Raw genomic sequence first — 23,838 nt, forward strand, 5'->3', positions numbered from 1 at the left:
CTATTAGGACACGGTTATAGATCAACACCTTGATTTATAAGCATGGAAATCCCCTGAGTGAAACAACGAATTGCTGTGTGTAGTCTTTGCCCATCTCCCACGATGGGCTTTTTTTTATCCTGACTACGCGCGCTTAACCTCACAGGTACTGAGCATCCGCCACTCAGCAGGCAGCACCCGCGTTTCCCCTGTCACATTAACCGTCACCGCCTCGCGAATATCCGCCGACGATGCGCCAACCTGCAGTTCAAACTCGCCCGGCTCAACGATGCGTTTCCCGTCCCGACGGGTAAAGTTGAACATCTCAACCGGTAGCGTAAAGCTGAGAGTGGCGGTTTCGCCCGGCGAGAGCGTGACGCGCTGGAAGGCTTTCAGCTCCTGAAGCGGTCGCACCTGGGTGGCGACCTTATCCCTGACGTAAACCTGCACCACCTCGCTGCCGCTGCGTTCCCCGGCATTGGTGATATCCACACTCAGCGTCACCTCGCCGTTGACCGGCACGCTGCTTTCAGCTACGCGGGCAGCCCCCCAGCTAAACGTCGTCCAGCCAAGGCCGAAGCCAAACGGATAACGTGAACCGAAGTGGAACGCAAACGGCGTACCGCCGCTTTTGAGCTTGTGATTGTAGTAATACGGCATTGCCCCGGCGCTTTTCGGCACGCTCACCACCAGACGCCCCTGCGGCTCAGCGCGTCCCGTTAGCACGTCCGCGATCGCCCAGCCCCCTTCCTGCCCGGGCGCCCACGCCACCAGCAGCGCTGCGATCTTATCCTCCAGCCCCTGCAGGTTGTACGGGCGCCCGCCGGTCATCACGACAATCACCGGTTTGCCCGTCGCCACCAGCGCCTCCAGCAGCTGTTGCTGCACGCCCGGCAGATTCAGGGAGTCGGTGTCGGAACCTTCCCCCACGGTTCCGCTCTGGAACAGCCCGGCGAGATCGCCCACGCAGGCCACCACCACGTCACTCTCCTGCGCCGCGTTCACGGCCTCGGGGATCAGCGCGGTGCTTTGCGAGACCGGCGACTGCTGCATCGGCTTACCGCCGCTGTCGCCCGGGAAGACCGGCGCACCCGCCATCCGTTTCTCGATGATGTGACACCCTTTGGCGTAACGGACCTGCGACGCACCGAGGTAGTGTTCCAGCGCCGCGCGCGGGGTCGTTACCTGCGAGGTCTCTTCAACCATATCGCTGATGATCAGATGTACCGGGAAGCTGTAGCCACTGAGCAACGCCAGCGGATCGTCTGCCGTCGGCCCCACCACCGCCACGCGGGGCTTACCGCCGAGCGGTAAAATACCGTTGTTTTCCAGCAGCGTGACCGATTTCGTCGCCACCTCCCGCGCAACCTGTCGGGTGGTGTCATTTTGCAGATCGATACCATTTTCATCCGCGTACGGGTTTTCAAACAGGCCCAGGCGGAATTTTTCGGTCAGCACGCGCGCCACGATCTCATCCACCCTGGTCATAGAAATCAGCCCGCGCTCAACGGCGTCCGCCAGATGGCGCGCACAGTCATCTTTCGGCAACTCGACGTCCAGCCCGGCGTTAAAGGCCAGCGCGGCGGATTCGGCTGCATCGTGGGACACCCCGTGATGCTGGTGCAGCAGGCTGACGCCGCCGTAATCCGCGACAATAATGCCGTCGAAGCCCCACTGTTCGCGCAGGACGGTGGTCAGCAGGAAGCTGTCGCTGTGCCCCGGCTGATTGTCGATATCGTGGTAGGCCGGCATCACCGACCCGGCATTGGCCAGCTTCACCGCCATTTCAAACGGCAGCAGGAAGGTGTCGTTCAGTTCGCTAAAGCCCAGATGTACCGGCGCATGGTTGCGCGCCCCTTCGCTGAACGAGTGACCCACGTAGTGCTTGAGCGTCGCCAGCAGATCACGCCTATCGCCCTGCAACCCTTTCACGTAGGCGGTTGCCATCACCCCCACCAGCCAGGGATCTTCCCCGAAGGTCTCTTCGGTTCGCCCCCAGCGCACGTCGCGGGAAACGTCCAGCACCGGCGCCAGCCCCTGCTGACAGCCGACGGACCGCGCCTCTACACCGATCTGCTCTGCCGCGCGCTGTACCAGTTCAGGATCCCAGGTAGAGCCGTAGTTCAGCGACGACGGGAACAGCGTGGCGTCTTTGCACAGCAGCCCCACCAGGCACTCTTCATGGAACAATGCCGGAATGCCGAGGCGCGTCTCTTCCATCATCATGCGCTGCAGGCGGTTAGCGGCGCGCACCCCGGTTTTCGCGTCAACGATATGGGTACCCAGCGGACGGGTGATCTGCCCGACGCCCAGCTTTAGCCGTTCACTCAGCGCTGCCTGCTCGCTCACGCCGGCGAATTCATCGCTGAGGTCGCTGCGTTCGCGATGGTTGCCGTTTTCATCGAGGATCAGCCAGTACGCATGCATCTGGGCGAACTTCTCTTCCGGGGTCATACGCGCCAGTAAATCGGCGACGCGCTCGTGCACGGGACGTCCCGCGTCCTTATAGATAGCTGTCATGTTTTACTCCTGTAGTGCGGAAGGGATTGTTGGGCTGAGCTGCCCCGCGTCGGGTCTCACCTCACGCTTGCTGGCCAACTCCCGGGCGATGGAATCCACCAGCCGACTGTTGAGCTTGTAGATAGCAAGCAGCGCGACCATGCAAAGGAACAGCGCGCAAGGGATAAGGGTGAACAGCGCGTTAATCGTAGAGAGTACGTGGGGCGCCTGAGTTGCCTGTCCCGGGGCGTAATCCACCATGCCCAGCACCCAGCCGACCACCGCGCCACCCAGCGCCAGGCCGAATTTGATGGCAAACAGTGCGGTGGAAAAGACCAGCCCGTCCAGGCGGCGGCCACTGCGATGCTCTTCGTAGTCGACCACATCGGAGAACATGGTCCACTGCAGCGGCGTGGTCAGGTTTTGCACAAAGCTAAAGACGATGTTGAGGCCAAAAATCAGCCACACCTGCGAAGGCGGCAGGAAGAAAATCAGCGCGCCGAAAATGACGAAGGAAATAATGGTCCACTGGTAGGCGCGCACGCGGTCAAATTTCCCCAGCAGCCGTTCAGATAATAATGCGCCACTTAAGGAGGCGACCATTCCGGAAACAATAAAGGCAAAAACCAGCTCCGGGCGCAACAGCACGTAGTTCACGTAATACATCGTGGCGGAACCGCGCGTTACCACCGCCGTTAACAGCAAAATATTAAACAGGAAAACAATGCGCCACTGGCTGTTTCCGGCCAGCAGTTTTAAATCGGTGAGCATCGAGCCGGAGGTATCATTGCGCGGCGAATAGCGCTCGCGGGTCATCAGGAAGCAGCAGAAAAAGAGCACAATGCCCAGCAGCCCCATCAGGCTCATGGCATAGAAATAGCCTTTCTGCACGTTGCCCTGGCCTAACAGTGAGACCAGCGGCAGGGCAATCACCGTCACAATCAACCCGCCGATAAACGACAGGCCAAAGCGCCACGACTGCAGGGAGTGACGCTCGCGCGGATCCAGCGTCAGCGCGCCGGGCATGGCGCAGTAAGGTACGTTAATGGCGGAGTAAATCAGGCTTAAGATCGCGTAGGTCACACAGGCATAAACGATTTTCGCCGTCGGCCCCACGTCCGGTACATAGAAGGTGATGAGGCAGCTTACGCCAAACGGAATGGCGAACCACAGCAACCAGGGACGGAAACGACCGTGACGCGTCTGGGTGCGATCCACCAGGGCGCCAATGCACGGGTCGACAAACGCATCAACCACGCGCACCACTAAAAACATGGTGCCCATGATTGCGGCGGGCAGCCCAAATACGTCCGTATAGAAATAAGCGAGAAATAAGGTTGCCGTTTGCCAGACCAGCGCGCTGGCCATATCACCTAAGCCATAACCTATTTTATCTTTGGTACGCAATACAGAGGAGAGTGTCATTGTTATTTGCCTTTTTATCAGGTTAAAACGTATTTCAACCAGTTGCGCATCACTGAAAGGGAAATGCGCAGTAAGGCTCAAGTATTAGCAACGCGTTGCGCGCTAACAATTGTCTAAATTGACAGACAAATTATGATATTTGGTTTTTTACTTTATTTGTGATGGGGAGCAAATAAGAGGGAAAATAAAAAAGGCGAGGAGATATCTCCTCGCCTTTATCCGTTTTTAAGCGGTTACTTGTTCAGTTCCGCCAGGCTCAGCCAGGTTTGCACCACCGTATCCGGGTTCAGGGACAGGCTATCAATCCCCTCCTCCATCAGCCAGGCAGCGAAGTCTTCATGGTCGGATGGACCCTGACCACAAATCCCGACGTATTTGCCCTGCTTCTTCGCCGCGCGGATGGACAGGGAGAGCAGCGCCTTCACCGCCTCGTTACGTTCATCGAACAGCTCGGAGACCACGCCGGAGTCGCGGTCCAGACCCAGCGTCAGCTGCGTCATGTCGTTCGAACCGATAGAGAAGCCGTCGAAGTGCTCCAGGAACTGCTCGGCCAGCAGGGCGTTGGACGGAATTTCACACATCATGATGATCTTCAGCCCGTTCTCGCCGCGCTTCAGCCCCTGACGCGCCAGCTCGTCCACAACCGCTTTCGCCTGATCTACGGTACGTACGAACGGGATCATGATCTCCACGTTGGTCAGACCCATGTCGTTGCGCACGCGCTTCACCGCCTCACACTCCAGCGCGAAGCAGTCGCGGAAGCTGTCGGACACGTAGCGTCCGGCCCCGCGGAAGCCCAGCATCGGGTTCTCTTCTTCCGGCTCGTAGCGCTCGCCGCCGACCAGGTTGGCGTATTCGTTAGACTTAAAGTCAGACAGACGCACAATCACGCGTTTCGGATAGAAGGCGGCACCCAGCGTCGCGATCCCTTCGGTCAGACGGCCGACGTAGAACTCTTTCGGCGAGTCGTAGCCTTTCATCATCTCGCGGATTTCGTTCTGCAGCTTCGGATCCTGGTCGTCAAACTCCAGCAGCGCACGCGGGTGAACGCCGATCATACGGTTGATGATAAATTCCAGGCGCGCCAGGCCTACGCCTTCGTTTGGCAGGCAGGCGAAGTCGAACGCGCGGTCTGGGTTACCGACGTTCATCATGATCTTCAGCGGCAGATCCGGCATGGTATCCACGCTGGAGCTCTTCACGCTGAAGTCGAGGATATCGGCATACACGTAGCCGGTATCGCCTTCGGCACAGGAGACGGTCACGTTCTGTCCGTCCTTCATGCGCTCGGTAGCATCACCGCAGCCGACAACCGCAGGAATACCCAGTTCGCGGGCAATGATCGCCGCGTGACAGGTACGGCCGCCGCGGTTGGTGACGATAGCCGCCGCTTTCTTCATGATCGGTTCCCAGTCCGGGTCGGTCATGTCGGTCACCAGCACGTCGCCGGGCTCAATACGGTTCATCTCGCTGATGTCGTGGATCACTTTCACCGGGCCAGCACCGATGCGGTGACCGATAGCACGGCCTTCCGCCACGATTTTGCCCTGGGCGTGCAGCGTATAACGCTCCATCACCTGGCCGCGAGAGCGGACGGTTTCCGGGCGCGCCTGCACGATAAACAGCTTGCCGGTGTTCCCGTCTTTCGCCCATTCGATATCCATCGGGCGGCCGTAGTGTTTTTCAATCTGCACCGCCTGCTTCGCCAGCTCCTGCACTTCGGCGTCGGTCAGGGAGAAGCGGTCGCGCTGCTCCTGCGGTACGTCTTCAATTTTAACCTGCTTGCCATGCTCCTGGGTCGGGGCATAGATCATGCGGATTTTTTTCGAGCCCATGGTGCGGCGCACCACCGCCGGACGGCCAGCGGCCAGCGTAGGCTTGTGAACGTAGAATTCGTCAGGGTTTACCGCACCCTGCACAACCATCTCACCCAGACCCCACGCGGAGGTGATAAACACCACCTGGTCGAAGCCGGATTCGGTATCAATGGAGAACATCACGCCGGATGAGCCTACGTCCGAGCGCACCATGCGCTGCACGCCAGCGGAAAGTGCCACGCCGCGATGGTCGTAGCCCTGGTGCACGCGATAGGAGATGGCACGGTCGTTAAACAGGGAAGCAAACACGTGCTTCACGGCCACCAGCACCGCATCGTAACCCTGGACGTTCAGGAAGGTTTCCTGCTGCCCGGCAAACGAGGCGTCCGGCATGTCTTCCGCGGTCGCAGAGGAACGCACGGCAAAGGAGGCCTGCGCATCGTCAGCAGAGAGCTGGTTGTACGCGTCGTGAATGGCTTTTTCCAGTTCCGGCTGGAAAGGTGTGTCGATGATCCACTGGCGGATCTGCGCCCCGGCTTTGGCAAGCTCAGTGACGTCATCAATATCCGTTTTATCCAGCAGGTCGTAAATGCGCTGGTTAACACCGCTCTGGTCTAAAAACAGGTTAAAGGCATCGGCGGTGGTGGCAAACCCGTTCGGTACGGAGACACCCATACCCGACAGGTTTGTAATCATTTCACCCAGGGAGGCATTTTTGCCCCCAACTCTGTCTACATCATTCATGCCGAGTTGGTTATACCAAAGCACCAGCGGTGACGAGCCATTGTTGGACATCGAAACAATCCTTTTGTGATATTTGATCGGAGTAAGTAACACCTGACTACGTATTTATACTGGCATATTTATTTCCGCTAAAAAAACGGTGAATCGTGTAAGCAATTTAAAATTTCAACTTTTCGGATACTTTCCCATCAACGATTAACCCGATGATTCCGCTATATTCAGCCAGAAACCCCAGAAATAAAGTCGCTATTTGAAAAATGAAATCCACTTTTCAGGAAAATCAAAAACAGCGTTTCATTCATAATTAGGATAAGTTCTTTGCTGTGTAAATTACTTTTTTAATTTATGCTTTCAGACAATTACGTCTGATATTCAGGGTGGGTAAAATGGATAGTGCTGTCGATCGTCACGTTTTTTATATTTCTGATGGTACGGCGATCACCGCCGAGGTGCTGGGCCACGCGGTGATGTCGCAGTTTCCCGTATCGATCAACAGCATTACGCTGCCGTTTGTCGAAAATGAGAGCCGCGCCAAAGCGGTGAAGGACCAGATCGACGCCATTTACCAGCAGACCGGCGTCCGCCCGCTGGTGTTCTACTCCATCGTGATCCCCGAGATTCGCGCCATCATTCTGCAGAGTGAAGGCTTCTGTCAGGATATCGTGCAGGCGCTGGTGGCTCCGCTGCAAAGTGAGCTGAAGCTCGACCCGACGCCTATCGCCCACCGTACCCACGGGCTGAACCCCGGCAACCTGACCAAGTACGACGCGCGTATCGCCGCCATCGATTACACCCTCGCGCACGACGACGGTATCTCTCTGCGTAATCTCGACCAGGCGCAGGTGATCCTGCTTGGCGTGTCGCGCTGCGGCAAAACGCCGACCAGCCTCTACCTGGCGATGCAGTTCGGCATTCGCGCCGCCAACTACCCGTTTATTGCTGACGACATGGATAACCTGGTGCTGCCCGCCGCCCTTAAGCCGCTGCAGCACAAACTGTTCGGCCTGACCATTAATCCGGAACGCCTTGCCGCCATCCGCGAAGAGCGCCGCGAGAACAGCCGTTACGCCTCCATGCGCCAGTGCCGGATGGAGGTCTCCGAAGTGGAAGCCCTGTACCGCAAAAATCAGATCCCGTGGCTGAACAGCACCAACTACTCTGTGGAAGAAATTGCCACCAAAATTCTCGACATCATGGGGCTTAACCGCCGCATGTACTAATATGCTAGTACATTAGCTCAGATTCAGGTATCATCATCGGCAACCACGGGGCGGTGTCGCCCCGAACTTGAAATCAGCAGGGATTGGTTTAAGGTGATGCCCATCACTTCCCGGTAGTCTGCCGATGAAGCAAAAATTTTCTGAGACATTCCATGAATAAAACCGATGAACTCCGCACTGCGCGCATTGACAGCCTGGTTACGCCGGCTGAACTGGCCCAGCGGCATCCTGTTTCCGCTGCCGTTGCGGAACACGTGACGGCCTCCCGCCGCCGCATTGAAAAAATACTGAATGGTGAAGACAAGCGTCTTCTGGTGGTGATTGGTCCCTGCTCCATCCACGATCTGGATGCCGCGATGGATTATGCAAAACGGCTTCAGGGCCTGCGGGATAAGTATCAGCACCGCCTTGAGATTGTGATGCGAACCTACTTTGAAAAACCGCGGACCGTGGTGGGCTGGAAAGGGCTGATTTCCGACCCTGACCTGAACGGCAGCTATCGCGTGAACCACGGCATCGAGCTGGCACGTAAGCTGCTTTTGCAGGTCAACGAGCTGGGCGTGCCGACCGCCACCGAGTTTCTTGATATGGTGACCGGGCAGTTTATCGCCGATCTGATCAGCTGGGGCGCGATTGGCGCACGCACCACCGAAAGCCAAATCCACCGCGAGATGGCCTCCGCCCTCTCCTGTCCGGTCGGCTTTAAAAACGGGACCGATGGCAATACCCGTATTGCGGTTGATGCCATCCGCGCTGCCCGTGCCAGCCACATGTTCCTGTCACCGGACAAGAGCGGTCATATGACCATCTACCAGACCAGCGGTAACCCGTACGGGCACATCATCATGCGCGGCGGCAAGAAACCCAATTACCATGCACAAGATATTGCGGCGGCCTGTGAAACCCTGGCCGAGTTCGACCTGCCGGAACATCTGGTGGTGGACTTCAGCCACGGCAACTGCCAGAAGCAGCATCGCCGCCAGCTGGACGTCTGCGATGAGATCTGCCAGCAGATCCGCAGCGGTTCAACCGCCGTAGCAGGGATTATGGCGGAGAGCTTTATCAAAGAAGGCACGCAGAAAATCGTTGCTGGCCAGCAGATGGTATACGGCCAGTCGATCACCGACCCGTGCCTGAGCTGGGAAGACAGTGAGCTGCTGCTGGAGAAACTCGCAGCAGCCGTGGACACACGCTTTTAACATCCTGCCGGGTGGCGCTGCGCTTACCCGGCCTACGATTCTTGCCGTTGTAGGCCCGGTAAGGCGAAGCCGCCACCGGGCTTTTCATTGCACAATATTGATCCTCTCACCCTTTTTTCACAAAAACGCTTGCCGTGAATTTGCAGTTTATTGATAATGATTATCATTGTTACATTGATTGTTATTTATAAACATTATGTCACGTACGGATAACAGCGCGGCAACGCCAGCAAAAACAGACACAGCACCAGCCCCTATCGAGCGTCGGATTGACAGCAAAACCCTGCTCGGTGATGAGGGCCGGGTCATTATCGAGCATGACGGCCAGCGCTATCTGCTGCGCCAGACCCATGCCGGAAAACTGATCCTCACAAAATAAACAACACAAAAAACTACGCCAGCCACCCAGGTAAACCCCAGGCAGCCAGCGCTTTTCAATTCTAATGGAGAGTTGCTATGCCACACCTGCCTTCCGCGTCTTTACGCCCGTCACTTCTGACGCTGGCAATTGTCAGCGCCCTGCCGACCGCGGCGTTTGCTGCCACAGATGACATTACCGTCACCGCCACGGGCAACGCCCGCAGCGCCTTTGAAGCCCCCATGATGGTGAGCGTGATTGACGCCAGCGCGCCGGAGAAGCAAACCGCCAGCTCGGCGGCCGACCTGCTGCGTAGCGTCCCCGGCCTGACGCTGGACGGCACCGGGCGCACCAACGGGCAGGACGTGAACCTGCGCGGCTATGACCGGCGCGGCGTGCTGGTGCTGGTTGACGGCGTGCGTCAGGGCACCGACACCGGTCACCTGAACAGCACGTTCCTCGATCCGGCGCTGATTAAACGTATCGAAGTGGTTCGCGGCCCGTCGGCCCTGCTGTACGGCAGCGGCGCGCTGGGCGGCGTGATTTCCTATGATACCGCCGATGCGAAAGATCTGCTGGAGCCGGGTAAAAACAGCGGCTACCGCGTGTTTGGGACGGGCGCGACGGGCGATCACAGTCTTGGCATGGGGGCCAGCGCCTATGGCCGCACCGACACGCTGGACGGTCTGGTGGCCTGGTCCAGCCGGGATCGCGGTGATATTCGCCAGAGCGACGGAGCAACCGCCCCTAACGACGAATCCATCAATAACATGCTGGCGAAAGGCAGCTGGAAAATCGGCCCGGCCCAGACCCTGAGCGGCTCCCTGCGCTACTACAATAACGACGCTCAGGAACCGAAAAACCCGCAAACCCCCGGGGCGGACAGCAGCAACCCGATGACCGATCGCTCCACCATTCAGCGTGACGCGCAGGTGGGCTATCACATCGCCCCGGAAGGTAACGACTGGCTGAACGCCGACGCGAAGGTCTACTGGTCCGAAGCGCGCATTAATGCCCAGAATATCGACAACAGCGGTGAGTTCCGCAAGCAGACCACCAAAGGCGGCAAGGTGGAAAACCGCACCCGCCTGTTCAGCGACACCTTAGCATCACACCTCCTGACCTACGGCGGGGAATATTATCGTCAGGAGCAACATCCGGGCGGGGCAACCACCGGCTTCCCGGAGGCGAAAATCGACTTCAGCTCCGGCTGGCTGCAGGACGAAATTACCCTGCGCGATCTGCCGGTCACCCTGCTGGGCGGCACGCGGTATGACAACTACCGCGGCAGCAGCAATGGCTACGACGATGTCGATGCCGACAAGTGGTCATCCCGCGCCGGGTTAACCGTCAGCCCGACCGACTGGCTGATGCTGTTTGGCTCTTACGCGCAGGCGTTCCGCGCCCCCACCATGGGTGAGATGTACAACGACGCCAAACACTTCTCTATTGGCCGCTTCTATACCAACTACTGGGTGCCGAACCCGAACCTGCGCCCGGAAACCAACGAAACGCAGGAGTTTGGTTTCGGTCTGCGCTTTGACGATCTGCTGCTTGCCAACGATGCACTGGAGTTTAAAGCCAGCTATTTCGATACCAAAGCCAAAGATTATATCTCCACCACCGTCAATTTCGCGGCGGCAACCACCATGTCGTATAACGTCCCGAACGCCAAAATCTGGGGCTGGGACATGATGGCAAAATACTCTGCCGACCTCTTCAACCTCGACCTGGCCTACAACCGCACGCGCGGGAAAGATACCGATACGGGCGAGTACATCTCCAGCATCAACCCGGATACCGTTACCAGCAAGCTGGACATTCCGGTGGCGCAGAGCGGTTTTTCCGTCGGCTGGATTGGGACCTTTGTCGATCGCTCAACGCATATCAGCAGCAGCTACAGCGAGCAGCCGGGCTATGCGGTCAATGACTTCTATGTCAGCTATAAGGGCCAGGAACGGCTCAAAGGCGTGACCACGACACTGGTACTCGGCAACGCCTTCGACAAAGCGTACTGGTCACCTCAGGGCATTCCGCAGGACGGCCGTAACGGGAAGATTTTCGTCAGTTATCAATGGTAATCCCTTCGCCCCGGCTGACCGGGGCATTGCTTTGAAAGGAAGAGACAATGAATCACTACACACGCTGGCTTGAGCTAAAAGAAGAAAATCCGGGTAAGTACGCGCGCGACCTTGCAGGGCTAATGAACATCAGTGAAGCGGAGCTGACCTTTGCCCGCGTGGGCCACGACGCCTGGCGACTGCACGGTGAAGTCCGCGAGATCCTGGGCGCGCTGGAGGCGGTGGGCGAAACCAAATGTATCTGCCGCAACGACTACGCCGTTCACGAGCAGGTCGGGAACTTCACCAACCAGCACCTGAACGGCCATGCCGGGCTGGTACTGAACCCGCGCGCGCTGGATCTGCGCCTGTTCCTCAATCAGTGGGCAAGCGCGTTTCACATCAGTGAAGCCACCGCCAGCGGTGAGCGGCAGAGCATCCAGTTCTTCGACCATCAGGGCGATGCCCTGCTGAAGGTCTACGCCACGGACAACACCGACCGTTCCGCCTGGGGCGACGTGCTGACCCGTTTTATCTTTGCCGATAATCCACCGCTGGCGTTAAAGGCGCCCGACGCGCCTGCTCACGCGGAAAGTCCGCAAGCCGCCCTCGTGGACAAAGAGTGGCGCGCCATGACCGACGTGCATCAGTTCTTCAGCCTGCTCAAACGTCATAACCTCAGCCGCCAGCAGGCGTTTCGCCTGGTGGGGGACGATCTGGCCTGCCGGGTAGAGAACAGCGCGCTGGCGCAGCTGCTGGAGACAGCGCGTCGGGACGGCAATGAAATCATGGTCTTCGTCGGCAACCGCGGCTGCGTGCAGATTTTCACCGGCGTGGTGGAAAAGCTGGCGCCGATGAAAGGCTGGCTGAACATCTTCAACCCAACCTTTACCCTGCACCTGCTTGAAGACGCCATTGCGGAGACGTGGGTCACGCGCAAACCGACCGCGGACGGGCATGTCACCAGCCTGGAGCTGTTTGCCGCCGACGGGACGCAAATCGCCCAGCTGTACGGCCAGCGCACCGAAGGCGAACCGGAGCAGAGCCAGTGGCGCAGCCAGATTGACGCCTTAACGGCGAAAGGGCTGACCGCATGAAAAGGTGGCTTGCCCTGTTCAGCGCCCTGCCCCTGCTGGCGTTTGCTGCGCCGCAGGAGAAAATTATCACGCTCGGCGGCGACGTCACCGAGATCGTCTACGCCCTCGGCGCGGCCTCTTCCCTCGTGGCCCGCGACAGCACCAGCCAGTGGCCGCAGGCGGCAACCGCACTGCCGGACGTGGGCTATCTGCGCCAGCTCAACGCGGAAGGGATCTTATCCATGCGCCCTACGCTGGTGCTGGCCAGCGCCCAGGCGCAGCCGTCTCTGGCGCTCAAGCAGGTTGAGCAAAGCCACGTCAGGGTCATCGCAATTCCTGCCGGTAACGATCTGAGCGTCATTGACGAAAAGGTACGGATCGTCGCTGAAGCGACGCACCGCGAGGCCGAGGGGGAAGCCTTGCGCAACACGCTGCGTCAGGCGCTGTCGGCGCTTCCCGCGTCACCGCTCAATAAGCGGGTGCTGTTTATTCTCAACCACGGCGGAATGACCGCCATGGCTGCCGGACAACAGACCGGCGCGGACGCGGCCATTCGTGCGGCGGGGCTGCAGAACGCGATGCAGGGGTTCACCCGCTATCAGCCGCTGTCTCAGGAAGGCACGATTGCCAGCCGACCCGATCTGGTGGTGATTTCGCAGGACGGCATCAACGCCCTGGGTGGGGAAGCGAATCTGTGGGCGCTGCCCGGCCTGGCGCAAACCCCGGCAGGACGGAACAGGCAGGTGCTGGCTATTGATGACATGGCGCTGCTGGGCTTCAGCGTGCGAACGCCGGAAGCCATCCGGGAGCTGCGCGCCAAAGCGGAGCAACTGCCCTGATGTCCCGGCGAGTCGCCCTGTCATTATGGATGCTGGCCGCGCTGCTGGTCGTCACGACGCTGACGGCCAGCGGTATTGGCGCGCTGCGCCTGCCGGTCAGCCTGCTGTGGAACGGCACCGACGAGGCCTTGCGTCAAATCTGGCTGACGATCCGCCTGCCTCGCGTGCTGCTGGCGCTGGCGATCGGCGGTTCACTGGCGCTGGCTGGGTGCGTAATGCAGGGGCTGTTTCGCAACCCGCTGGCGGATCCGGGCCTGCTCGGCATCAGTAGCGGCGCGGCGCTTGCCGTCGCCCTGTGGGTAGTGCTTCCGCTCTCGCTGCCAGCGCTGGTGATGCTGTATGCCCCGATGCTGGCGGCGTTTCTCGGCGCGCTGGCCGCCACCGTCGTGATTTTCCTGCTCAGCCGACAGCGTGACGCTTCCCTGTCGCGCCTGCTGCTGGTAGGGATTGCTATCAACGCCCTGTGCGGCGCCGCCGTCGGCGTGCTGTCATGGCTCAGCAATGATGCCCAGCTTCGCCAGCTTTCCCTCTGGGGAATGGGCAGCCTCGGCCAGGCGCAGTGGTCGACGCTGCTGGCCGTCGCGTCGCTGATGATCCCCACCCTGCTGACGATCTGGCGTCTGGCAGGGCCCCTCAACCTGCTGCAGCTGGGCGATGAAGAGGCGCACTATCTCGGCGTGGAGGTTGCCGCCGTGCAGCGGATCCTGCTGTTGTGCAGTGCCCTGCTGGTGGCTGCCGCCGTTGCGGTCAGCGGCGTGATCGGTTTTGTCGGCCTGGTGGTGCCGCACCTGGTGCGCATGTGGCTGGGAGCCGACCACCGGGCCGCGCTCCCCGGCTCGGTGCTGGCCGGTGCACTGCTCCTGCTGGTGGCCGATACGCTGGCGCGTAGCCTGGTCGCCCCGGCGGAAATGCCTGTCGGCTTATTGACCAGCCTTCTCGGCGCGCCGTGGTTCCTGTGGCTTATCTTTCGTCGCGGAGGTGCGCATGGCTGAACGCTATTGTGCAGAAAACCTTGTTTTTCGCGCCGGACAACGCACGCTGATTCACGACGTGTCGCTGACCTTGTCTCAGGGCGAGCTGGTGGCGCTGATTGGCCCCAACGGCGCCGGGAAATCGACGCTGTTGCGACTGCTTACCGGCTACCTTAAACCTGTGGGCGGACGGTGCAGCCTGGCGGGCACACCGCTTGCGGCCTGGTCGCCGGACAAGCTCTCCCGCTACCGGGCGGTGATGCGCCAGAACACGCAGCTCGGATTTGACTGGCCGGTTGAGGCGGTCGTCGGTATGGGTCGTGCGCCCTGGACCCGCACGCCGGAAGCGTCGGTGATCGAGGAGGTCATGGCCATCACCGGCTGTTTACCGCTGGCGGGCAGGCAGTTTGCCGCGCTCTCCGGCGGCGAGCAGCAGCGCGTTCAGCTCGCCCGCGCGCTGGCTCAGCTCTGGTGCGACGGTGCGCCGCGCGGCTGGCTGTTTCTTGATGAACCCACCTCTGCGCTCGATCTCTATCACCAGCAACATCTGCTGCGCCTGTTGAAATCCCTGACCAGCCGGGGACATCTGCACGTTTGCGCGGTGCTGCACGACCTCAACCTGGCAGCGCTGTGGGCGGATCGCCTCCTGCTCCTGCACAGCGGCAGGATCGTGTCCCAGGGAGAGCCGGAAACCGTTTTGCAGGCCGATGCGCTGGCGCACTGGTACGGCGCACAGGTTCATGTCGGCAGGCACCCGGCTCACGCCGCGCCGCAGGTGTTTCTTGTCCCTTAATCGGGCTGATAAAAATCCTTCAGCGTTTCCAGCAGGGCATGCGCCGCTTTTGAAAGCTGCGTATGCCCTGGATGGATCACTCCGATACACTTTTCAATAGGCGGACTGTCCAGCGGAATACAGACCGCGCCCAGCGACGCCATCTGCGTCTTGCAGAGCGCCGGTACGGCGCTGCCGCCCAGCCCGCTTGCGACCATCCGCCCGACCGTCACCAGCTGATGACTTTCAAGCGCGACGTCCAGCTTTCTGCCGCTTCGCGCCAGCTCCTCTTCCATCATCAGACGCACCGCCGACGGGCGCTGCAGGGTGATGAAATCCAGCGTCAGCAGCGCTTCCCATGTCAGGCGCTTTTTGCCCGCCAGCGGGGAATCTTTCGGCACAATGGCAACAAAGCGGTCGAGACCCAGCGGGGTAAACAGCAGGTTGTGTGTGGGCGCGGGCTCAAAGGCGATGCCCATCTCGACCCGCCCTTCCCGCATCATCTCAATCACCTGCTCGTTAATCACGTCATGCACGGTGACGTTGATCCCGGCATGGCGATCGCGAAACGCTTTCAGCACCTCGGGCAGGACATTCGCGGCAAACGACGGCATCGCCGCGACCGAGATTTTACCGCGCTGCAGGGTAAAGCACTGGTGCATCGCCTCTTCGACATTATCCCAGTCGGCAAGCAGCTGCCGCGCCATCGGCAAAAACGTCTCGCCCTCCTGCGTCAGCGCGACCTTGCGCGTGCTCCGCTGCAGCAGCGGTCCGCCGAGCGCATCCTCCAGGGCTTTAATCGTCAGGCTCAGAGCTGGCTGGGAGAGATTCAGCCGTTCGCTGGCGTGGGCGAAATTCAGAGTGTGAGCTACCGCTAAAAACGCGCGTAACTGTTTGACACTCATTCTCATTTTTCATCCTGTTAACTAATTGAAAAAATTTAGTTAACAGGAAATTAATAAAAAAAACCAAATGAGTGGGTCACAAATTCAAAATTAACAAATGAGTTGCCGCCCCTAATGATACCGCCACGGTTAAGAGGAGGAATGACGATGGCGGGACTGGATAAGCGCGTCGACAGCTATGCGCAGGCGCTGGATGGGCTGACGGACGGGATGACTTTGCTGGCGGGCGGCTTCGGCCTTTGCGGTATTCCGGAGAACCTGATTGCAGAGGTCAGACGCCGTCAGGTGAAAGATCTGACGGTGGTATCAAACAACTGCGGCGTGGACGGCTTCGGTCTCGGGCTCCTGCTTGAGACGCGGCAGGTTCGTAAGGTAGTGGCTTCTTACGTCGGCGAAAACGCGCTGTTCGAGCAGCAGGTACTGAGCGGTGAACTGGAGATTGAACTCACGCCTCAGGGCACGCTGGCGGAAAAGGTGCGCGCGGGCGGCGCGGGTATTCCGGCATTTTACACGGCCACCGGCTACGGCACGCCCGTGGCTGCGGGCAAAGACGTGCGCCAGTTTGCCGGTAAGCATTACATCCTCGAAGAGGCCATTACGGGGGATTTCGCGCTGATCAAGGGCTGGAAAGCGGACTGGTACGGCAACGTCGTCTACCGCCATACCGCGCAAAACTTTAATCCGCTGATGGCAACGGCGGGCCGGATAACGGTCGTCGAGGTGGAGGAGATTGTTGCGCCGGGTGAGCTTCCTCCGTCGGCCATTCATACCCCGGGCATTTACGTCGACAGGCTGATTGTTGGCCAGTTTGAAAAACGCATTGAACAGCGCACGCTGCGCGCGGAAGGAGTGTGACGATGTTAACCCGTGAACAGATGGCCATGCGCGTCGCCCGCGAGCTGCGCGACGGATATTACGTCAACCTGGGGATCGGCATTCCTACCCTGGTGGCGAACTACATTCCGGAAGGAATGGACGTGATGCTTCAGTCGGAAAACGGGCTGCTGGGGATGGGCGCGTTCCCTGACGAGCAGAGCCTCGACGCCGACATGATCAACGCCGGTAAACAGACCGTGACCGCACGGACGGGCGCGGCCATTTTCGACTCGGCCCAGTCGTTTGCCATGATCCGCGGCGGCCATGTTGACCTGACGGTGCTGGGCGCGTTTGAGGTGGACGTCGAAGGCAATATCGCCTCATGGATGATCCCCGGAAAAATGGTCAAAGGGATGGGCGGCGCGATGGATCTCGTCGCCGGGGCGCAGAACATTATCGTGGTGATGACCCATGCGTCAAAAAGCGGTGAGTCAAAGCTGCTGTCGCGCTGCACGCTGCCGCTTACGGGCGCGGGCTGCATCCGCCGGGTCTTAACCGACCTCGCGCTGCTCGAGATCGCGGACGGCGCGTTCATCCTGCGGGAATACGCCCCCGGCGTCAGTATCGACGAAATAGCGGCTAAGACGGCCGGAAAAATGATTGTGGCGGACGACGTTCGCGAGATGCGCTTTAGCTGAGGACTCAGGATGAAAGAGGTCATGATTGTCGGGGCAACGCGGACCCCCATTGGCAGTTTTCGCGGATCGCTCGCGCCCCTCTCTGCGGCTGAGCTGGGGGCCGTCGCGGTTCATCGTCTGCTTGAAAACAGCGGTCTTCCTGCTGAGACGATAGATGAGGTGATTTTCGGCCAGGTGCTGACGGCGGGATGCGGACAAAACCCTGCGCGTCAGACGGCCATCGCCGCCGGGTTACCCGTCAGCACGCCAGCGACAACGGTCAACCTGGTGTGCGGCGCGGGATTAAAAGCGGTGCAGCTCGCCGCGCAGACGATCCGCTGCGGCGACGCTGAGGTAGTGATTGCCGGCGGACAAGAGAGCATGAGCAACGCCCCCTATCTGCTGGACGGCGCGCGTTCAGGGCTGCGTTTTGGCCATACGGGCCTGCAGGACAGCATGATCACGGACGGTCTGTGGGACGCGTTCAACGATTACCACATGGGGATCACCGCTGAAAACGTCGCCCGGCAGTACGGCATTTCCCGCGAGCAGCAGGACACCTTCGCTGCCCGGTCGCAGCAAAAAGCGGCCTCCGCCGCCGAAGCGGGCCGGTTTGATGCCGAGATAGCGCCGGTGACGGTGAGGCAGGGTAAAAAGCCGCCGCTTATTGTCAGCCGTGACGAGCAGCCCCGGCCAGGCACCACCGCCGAGCAGCTTGCGCAGCTGCGCCCCGCCTTTTTGCAGGAGGAAGGCACGGTCACGGCGGGAAATGCCTCCACGCTCAACGACGGCGCCGCGGCGGTGCTGCTGATGAGCGGCGAAAAGGCGCGGGAGAGCGGTTTGCCGATTCTGGGGCGCATCGTGAGCTATGCCGTGACGGGCGTTGACCCGTCAGTGATGGGCATCGGGCCGGTCAGCGCCTGTCAGACGGCGCTTGCGCGGGCGGGCTGGACGCTCGATGACGTGGACCTCATTGAAGCCAATGAAGCCTTTGCCGCCCAGGCGCTGGCTGTGGGCCAGCAGCTCGGCTGGGATGAACGCAGGGTGAACGTTAATGGCGGCGCGATCGCCCTCGGTCATCCGATTGGCGCTTCCGGCAGCCGCATCCTCGTGACGCTGCTGTACGAAATGCAGCGCCGTGACGTCAAAAAGGGGCTCGTCACCCTGTGCGTAGGCGGCGGGCAAGGCATTGCCCTCACCGTCGAGCGTTAAACATCTCGTTGGTACCCGAATAATAATGACAGTGAGGAGTCGTGATGAGTGTATTAATTGCCCTGGCGGCGCTGGCGCTGCTGATGCTGGCGGCCTATCGCGGATATAGCGTGATTTTGTTTGCGCCGATTGCGGCGCTCGGTGCGGTACTGCTGACCGATCCGGGCGCCGTTGGCCCGACGTTTACCGGTCTGTTCATGGAAAAAATGGTGGGCTTCGTCAAGCTCTACTTCCCGGTGTTCCTGCTGGGGGCGGTGTTTGGCAAACTGATTGAGCTTTCCGGCTTCTCGCGCTCCATCGTCGCCGCCGCGATTCAGATCCTCGGCCGTCGCCATGCCATCCCGGTGATTGTCCTGGTGTGTGCGCTGTTAACCTACGGCGGCGTGTCGCTGTTCGTGGTGGCGTTTGCGGTTTACCCGTTCGCCGCGGAACTGTTCCGCCAGAGCGCCATCCCTAAACGGCTGATCCCGGCCACGGTAGCGCTGGGGGCATTCTCGTTTACCATGGATGCCCTGCCCGGCACGCCGCAGATCCAGAACATCATTCCCACCAGCTTCTTTGGTACCAACGCCTGGGCCGCACCGTGGCTGGGGCTTATCGGCTCTCTGTTCATTATCGTCTTTGGCCTGCTCTGGCTGGAACGCCAGCGGCGCAAGGCGCTCAGCAACAATGAGGGTTACGGCACGGATCTGAAAAATGAACCGGAGACACCGGACAACATTAACCTTCCGCATCCGCTGATTGCCATCGCCCCGCTGCTGGTGGTGGGCATACTGAACCTGCTGTTTACCCGCTGGATCCCCGGCTGGTACGGCACGAGCCACGAGCTGACCCTGCCCGGTCTGGCGAAACCGATCGTGACCGAGGTGAGCAAGATCACCGCCATCTGGGCCGTGGAGGCGGCGTTGATCGCCGGTATCGTGCTGGTGCTGATTTTTGGCTTCCGCAACATCCGGGGACGCCTGGCAGAAGGCAGCCGGACGGCGGTGAGCGGTGCCATTCTGGCGGCGATGAATACCGCCTCGGAGTACGGTTTCGGCGCGGTTATCGCCGCCCTGCCCGGTTTTCTGGTGTTATCCCACGCGCTGGCGGCCATTCCGAATCCGCTGCTGAATGAAGCCATCAGCGTGACCGTTCTCGCGGGGATCACCGGCTCGGCGTCCGGCGGGATGAGTATTGCGCTCGCAGCCATGTCCGACACGTTTGTCGCCGCCGCGCACGCCGCCAATATCCCCCTTGAGGTGCTGCACCGCGTGGCGTCAATGGCGAGCGGGGGAATGGATACCCTACCCCATAATGGGGCGGTGATTACCCTGCTGGCTATCACTGGCCTGAGCCATCGCCAGGCCTACGGCGGCATTTTTGCTATCACGATTATTAAAAGTCTGGCAGTGCTTTTTGTCATTGCCGTGTTCTATCTGACCGGCATTGTGTAAGGAGAGAAAGATGAATCTGAACGGTAAAACCGCCCTGGTCACCGGCTCGACCAGCGGCATTGGCCTGGGGATCGCCCGCGTGCTGGCGAAGGCCGGGGCGCAGCTGATCCTCAACGGTTTCGGCGACAGCGAATCAGCAATTGTTGAGATTGCGCAACTGGGCAAAAAGCCGGGCTATCACGATGCGGACCTGCGTGACGTGCTGCAAATTGAAGCCCTGATGCGCTACGCCGAATCGCAGTTCGGCGGCGTGGACATTCTCGTCAACAACGCTGGCATACAGCACGTGGCGCCGGTTGACGCGTTTCCGGTGGAGAAATGGAACGACATTATCGCCATTAACCTCTCGTCGGTGTTTCACACCAGCCGGCTGGCACTCCCTGCCATGCGCGAGAAAAACTGGGGGCGCATCATTAATATCGCCTCCGTGCACGGGCTGGTCGCGTCAAAAGAGAAGTCGGCCTACGTGGCAGCCAAGCACGGCGTGGTGGGCTTTACGAAATCGCTGGCGCTGGAAACCGCGCGCACCGGCATTACCGCCAATACGATCTGTCCCGGCTGGGTGCTGACCCCGCTGGTGCAGCAGCAAATTGACAAACGTATCGCTGACGGCGTACCGCCGGAGCACGCTCGCGAACAGCTTCTGGCGGAGAAACAGCCTTCGGGCGAGTTTGTTACCCCGGAGCAGCTGGGTGAACTGGCGCTGTTTTTGTGCAGCGACAGCGCCGTTAACGTTCGCGGCGCCGCGTGGAATATGGACGGCGGCTGGGTCGCGCAGTGATGTTCAGGCCGGGTAAGGCGAATCCGCCCCCCGGCCAAAAGACTAGCTTGAGCAGCTGACCTCCAGCCGCTTGCCCCAGTCAGGCGGGCGGCTGACGTAATCATCATCCCGGTCGGCAAACGGCGTGCGCAACGCCACGTGCAGACGGTGTAACTCGTCGTACTCGCCCTGCTCTGCCTGCTCAATCGCCCGCTGTGCCAGCCAGTTGCGCAACACCATCGCCGGGTTCGTGGCGTTCATCTGCGTCTGGCGGGTCGCGTCATCCATTTGCTCCTGCTGCAGCCGCACGCGGTAGGATGCAAACCAGTCGTCAAACGCCTGTCTGTCAATAAACTCATCGCGCAGCGGCGAGGCGGCGCTGTGCTGCTCCGTCTGCCCCAGCATCCGGAAGGTGCGCGTGTAATCGCTGCCCTCGCGCGCCATCAGGGCAAACAGGCCATTGAGGATGTCGTTATCGCCCTTCTCCTGCGTCACCAGCCCCAGCTTATTGCGCATCAGCGTGCCATATTCCCGCAGTAAGATCTCCTGATAGCTGTCGAGCGCATCATTCAGGGCATCAACGTCGATAAACGGCGACAGGGTTTGCGCAAGCCGCTGCAGGTTCCACAGGCCCACCGCGGGCTGATTGTCAAAACTGTAGCGCCCCTGATAGTCGGAGTGGTTGCAGATATACCCTGGCTGATAATCATCCAGGAAACCAAACGGGCCGTAGTCAAAGGTCAACCCGAGAAGCGACATGTTGTCGGTATTCATGACGCCATGGGCAAAGCCTACCGTTTGCCAGCGGGCAATCAGGGTGGCGGTACGGGCCACCACGTCCCGGAACCAGAGAACGTATTTATCCGCCTCGTCCTGCCAGTGCGCCCAGTGGTGACGAATGGCAAAGTCTGCAAGCTGGCGCACCTTTTCCGGCTCGCGACGATAGTAAAAGTGCTCAAAATGGCCGAAGCGCAGATGGCTTTGCGCGATACGCATCAGCATGGCGCCCTTTTCCACGGTTTCGCGCACAACCGGCGTGTCGCTGGTCACGATCGACAGCGCTCGGGTGGTGGGGATACCCAGGGCATGCATCGCTTCGGAGCCCAGGCACTCGCGGATCGTTGAACGCAGAACTGCACGCCCGTCGCCCATCCGCGAATACGGCGTCAGGCCCGCGCCTTTGAGGTGCCAGTCAACCGTCTCCCCGTTGGGAAGCTGTTGTTCACCGAGCAGGATCCCCCTGCCGTCGCCCAGCTGTCCTGCCCAGACGCCAAACTGATGTCCGCTATAGACCTGAGCCAGGGGTTGCATACCGGCGAGAAGCGTTTCGCCTCCCCAGACGCCAGCGCTCTCTGAACGCTGAAACAGCTCAGGCGGAATGGCCAACTCTTCTGCCAACCGATCGTTATGCCAGATAAGACGTGAATTTTGTAATGGTGTGGGTTTGAGTGCGGTATAAAATCCCGGCAACTCGTCATGCCAGCGAGCAGTAAAAGACAGGGTCATAAGTCCTCCTGCTTTTAGTGTAGAGGGTTTACCCGGACTTAAACACGGGCGAAAGCAAGGGTTATCGCTGCTGAACCAGCGTAGTGACGTGTTCCGCCGAGACGGCAGGCCAGAGTGTCCCCTGCATGGCGCCAAAATTAAAGGACAGCACGCGCTGTAAGAGGCCGTGGTCATCAATGCCTGAGACAATCACAGACTGGCAGTGTGGCGTGATTTGCCAGAGGATGGCGCGCATAAAGGGCTCAAAAGAGAGTTCCGCCGCACGCTGCTGAATGAAGCCTTTATCGAGAATGACCCGTTTAAATAATCCATCGTAGACCGCCTTGAGCGATGCCGCGCCTGCGCCAAAGTTTGCCAGCACCAACGGAAAATGGATCGCCATTCTCGCCAGCTGAAGATCGTCCTTTCCGTTATTTAAACCTGGATAATTCTCATTAACAGTAAACTCAAGAAACGGATAACGCTCAAGAATTGAAACAGCGTTTCCATTACTTAATAAAAATTCAACTATTGCAGGTGTAATATTGATCCATGCAATTAACTGATGCTGAATAAAAAACAGTTTACAGGTATCAAGCAATTGCAATTTTTCGTTAAACAGCGTTAACTCTTCAGCCGCTGAAAGTCGTGGGATAACAAGCTCAGTGGGGATCCGCACATCGCTGCCGACGCCAGTAAAGTTAACCAGAACTTCTAAACCTTTAAGCTCCCCTGCGCTATTACGGGCAGGCAGAAGCAGCAGTTCAGACTGGTAAGCATTATCTAGCGTAATTATCATTGCACTCGCCCCGCATTAAAGATGAGAGAGGACATCCTGGAGCAATTGCCGACACAATTCCACTGTCTTGATTTTAATAAGATTAATTTCATTAGTTCCGTATTAATTTTCAGATTTATCCCTGAATCTAAAATAATCTTATCCTGGTTGCAGAATAATAGCCAGTTTTAGATAAAACAGACACATGCGGGATTCGCTAATTTTAGATAAATTTAACTTTAATCATCTTATTTGAGAAAAAACGGCATGTTTTATTCGTTTCCATGCCGTCATAAGAGAGGTATACGACGAAGACTATATACGTCGTGCCTGCCAGAAATTTTTACGCCAGTAGACATTATCCAGGGAAGAGCGCATCACGCCGCGGCTGGTTGACGCGTGTATGAACTGGTTGTCAGTGTCATAAATGCCCACATGAAGACCGCTTTCCCCCGATCCGGTTTTGAAGAAAACCAGGTCCCCGGGCAGAAGATCGTCTTTATCAATTTCCGTGCCGATTTCTGCCTGTTTGCGCGTTTCGCGCGGCAGCTGTAAATCAAACTTATCGCGGAAGGTCATCAGAACGAAGCCGGAGCAGTCCACACCGCCACGGCTCATACCGCCGTAGCGATAAGGCGTGCCGCGCCAGTTGCTCAGCTGATCGTTGAGGCTGGCGATGACGGTGATCGAATCTGAAAGCCGTGGGTTAGGCGGCGGTGCACGATGGCTACTGCATCCCGCAAGAAAAAGTGTGGCCATCAGGAGAAACCAGAATCGCATTTTCAGACGAATCCTCTGCTTTTATTGTTC

20 protein-coding genes and 1 other RNA gene are annotated in these 23,838 nt (G+C 59.2%); 14 read left to right on the forward strand and 7 right to left on the reverse strand.

The window, feature by feature from the left end:
• The first annotated feature begins 10 nt into the window (after window positions 1-10).
• An RNA gene (gene rprA / locus BMW97_RS04775) (antisense sRNA RprA) lies at window positions 11-118 on the forward strand.
• A gap of 5 nt (window positions 119-123) precedes the next feature.
• On the opposite strand, the gene BMW97_RS04780 is transcribed toward rprA, so the two are convergent.
• The 3 genes from BMW97_RS04780 to ppsA form a co-directional block, all read right to left on the reverse strand.
• Complete coding sequence (locus BMW97_RS04780) at window positions 124-2,499, reverse strand: glycoside hydrolase family 3 N-terminal domain-containing protein (RefSeq protein ID WP_045910282.1); 2,376 nt, start codon at window positions 2,497-2,499, stop codon at window positions 124-126.
• A 3-nt stretch (window positions 2,500-2,502) separates the two neighbouring features.
• Window positions 2,503-3,903, reverse strand: a complete 1,401-nt coding sequence (locus tag BMW97_RS04785; protein WP_045910281.1) for an MFS transporter — start codon at window positions 3,901-3,903, stop codon at window positions 2,503-2,505.
• 233 nt (window positions 3,904-4,136) lie between these two features.
• Window positions 4,137-6,515 (reverse strand): phosphoenolpyruvate synthase, encoded by a 2,379-nt coding sequence (gene ppsA / locus BMW97_RS04790; RefSeq protein ID WP_045910280.1) that lies wholly within the window; start codon window positions 6,513-6,515, stop codon window positions 4,137-4,139.
• A gap of 335 nt (window positions 6,516-6,850) precedes the next feature.
• Between ppsA and ppsR the strand changes: the two genes are divergently transcribed.
• From ppsR to BMW97_RS04830, 8 genes are all read left to right on the forward strand, one after another.
• Complete coding sequence (gene ppsR / locus BMW97_RS04795) at window positions 6,851-7,684, forward strand: posphoenolpyruvate synthetase regulatory kinase/phosphorylase PpsR (protein WP_008500644.1); 834 nt, start codon at window positions 6,851-6,853, stop codon at window positions 7,682-7,684.
• A gap of 152 nt (window positions 7,685-7,836) precedes the next feature.
• A complete protein-coding gene (gene aroH, locus BMW97_RS04800) occupies window positions 7,837-8,883 on the forward strand; it encodes a 3-deoxy-7-phosphoheptulonate synthase AroH (protein ID WP_008500645.1) in 1,047 nt (348 codons plus the stop codon).
• Window positions 8,884-9,079: 196 nt separating this feature from the next.
• Entirely contained in the window at window positions 9,080-9,262 is a 183-nt protein-coding gene (hemP, locus tag BMW97_RS04805) for a hemin uptake protein HemP (RefSeq protein ID WP_045910279.1), read from the forward strand.
• A gap of 77 nt (window positions 9,263-9,339) precedes the next feature.
• A complete protein-coding gene (locus BMW97_RS04810) occupies window positions 9,340-11,322 on the forward strand; it encodes a TonB-dependent hemoglobin/transferrin/lactoferrin family receptor (protein WP_045910278.1) in 1,983 nt (660 codons plus the stop codon).
• Between the two features lie 47 nt (window positions 11,323-11,369).
• Complete coding sequence (chuS, locus tag BMW97_RS04815) at window positions 11,370-12,398, forward strand: hematinate-forming heme oxygenase ChuS (protein ID WP_045910277.1); 1,029 nt, start codon at window positions 11,370-11,372, stop codon at window positions 12,396-12,398.
• Window positions 12,395-13,216 (forward strand): heme/hemin ABC transporter substrate-binding protein, encoded by an 822-nt coding sequence (locus tag BMW97_RS04820; RefSeq protein ID WP_045910276.1) that lies wholly within the window; start codon window positions 12,395-12,397, stop codon window positions 13,214-13,216. The genes chuS and BMW97_RS04820 overlap by 4 nt, the downstream gene beginning before the upstream one ends.
• Window positions 13,216-14,208 carry a FecCD family ABC transporter permease gene (locus tag BMW97_RS04825; protein WP_045910275.1) on the forward strand — a complete coding sequence of 331 codons (993 nt, stop codon included), beginning with the start codon at window positions 13,216-13,218 and terminating at the stop codon, window positions 14,206-14,208. The genes BMW97_RS04820 and BMW97_RS04825 overlap by 1 nt, the downstream gene beginning before the upstream one ends.
• The gene (locus BMW97_RS04830) at window positions 14,201-14,980 is read left to right on the forward strand and encodes a heme ABC transporter ATP-binding protein (protein ID WP_045910274.1); all 780 of its coding nucleotides are present in this window, start codon (window positions 14,201-14,203) and stop codon (window positions 14,978-14,980) included. The genes BMW97_RS04825 and BMW97_RS04830 overlap by 8 nt, the downstream gene beginning before the upstream one ends.
• Here BMW97_RS04830 and BMW97_RS04835 read toward each other — a convergent pair.
• Window positions 14,977-15,870, reverse strand: coding sequence for a LysR family transcriptional regulator (locus BMW97_RS04835; RefSeq protein WP_175481428.1), 894 nt, complete (start codon window positions 15,868-15,870; stop codon window positions 14,977-14,979). The two genes, BMW97_RS04830 and BMW97_RS04835, sit on opposite strands and share 4 nt — an antisense overlap.
• A gap of 141 nt (window positions 15,871-16,011) precedes the next feature.
• Between BMW97_RS04835 and BMW97_RS04840 the strand changes: the two genes are divergently transcribed.
• Genes BMW97_RS04840 through BMW97_RS04860 form a run of 5 tightly spaced genes read left to right on the forward strand, consistent with a single transcriptional unit; the run spans window position 16,012 to window position 20,786 of the window.
• Window positions 16,012-16,719 (forward strand): CoA transferase subunit A, encoded by a 708-nt coding sequence (locus tag BMW97_RS04840; RefSeq protein ID WP_045910273.1) that lies wholly within the window; start codon window positions 16,012-16,014, stop codon window positions 16,717-16,719.
• A gap of 2 nt (window positions 16,720-16,721) precedes the next feature.
• Window positions 16,722-17,378, forward strand: a complete 657-nt coding sequence (locus BMW97_RS04845; protein ID WP_045910272.1) for a CoA transferase subunit B — start codon at window positions 16,722-16,724, stop codon at window positions 17,376-17,378.
• Window positions 17,379-17,387: 9 nt separating this feature from the next.
• The gene (locus tag BMW97_RS04850) at window positions 17,388-18,569 is read left to right on the forward strand and encodes an acetyl-CoA C-acetyltransferase (RefSeq protein ID WP_045910271.1); all 1,182 of its coding nucleotides are present in this window, start codon (window positions 17,388-17,390) and stop codon (window positions 18,567-18,569) included.
• A gap of 41 nt (window positions 18,570-18,610) precedes the next feature.
• Window positions 18,611-20,005, forward strand: a complete 1,395-nt coding sequence (locus BMW97_RS04855; protein ID WP_175481429.1) for a GntP family permease — start codon at window positions 18,611-18,613, stop codon at window positions 20,003-20,005.
• A gap of 10 nt (window positions 20,006-20,015) precedes the next feature.
• A complete protein-coding gene (locus tag BMW97_RS04860; protein WP_045910269.1) occupies window positions 20,016-20,786 on the forward strand; it encodes a 3-hydroxybutyrate dehydrogenase in 771 nt (256 codons plus the stop codon).
• A 42-nt stretch (window positions 20,787-20,828) separates the two neighbouring features.
• Here BMW97_RS04860 and selO read toward each other — a convergent pair whose 3' ends face one another.
• From selO to BMW97_RS04875, 3 genes are all read right to left on the reverse strand, one after another.
• Complete coding sequence (gene selO, locus BMW97_RS04865; RefSeq protein ID WP_045910268.1) at window positions 20,829-22,271, reverse strand: protein adenylyltransferase SelO; 1,443 nt, start codon at window positions 22,269-22,271, stop codon at window positions 20,829-20,831.
• Window positions 22,272-22,332: 61 nt separating this feature from the next.
• Window positions 22,333-23,049, reverse strand: coding sequence for an EAL domain-containing protein (locus BMW97_RS04870; protein WP_045910267.1), 717 nt, complete (start codon window positions 23,047-23,049; stop codon window positions 22,333-22,335).
• Between the two features lie 294 nt (window positions 23,050-23,343).
• Window positions 23,344-23,808 (reverse strand): C40 family peptidase, encoded by a 465-nt coding sequence (locus BMW97_RS04875; RefSeq protein ID WP_023335377.1) that lies wholly within the window; start codon window positions 23,806-23,808, stop codon window positions 23,344-23,346.
• Window positions 23,809-23,838: the final 30 nt, after the last annotated feature.

The sequence above is a fragment of the Enterobacter sp. NFIX58 genome, assembly GCF_900110475.1.
Classification (GTDB): domain Bacteria; phylum Pseudomonadota; class Gammaproteobacteria; order Enterobacterales; family Enterobacteriaceae; genus Enterobacter; species Enterobacter quasiroggenkampii.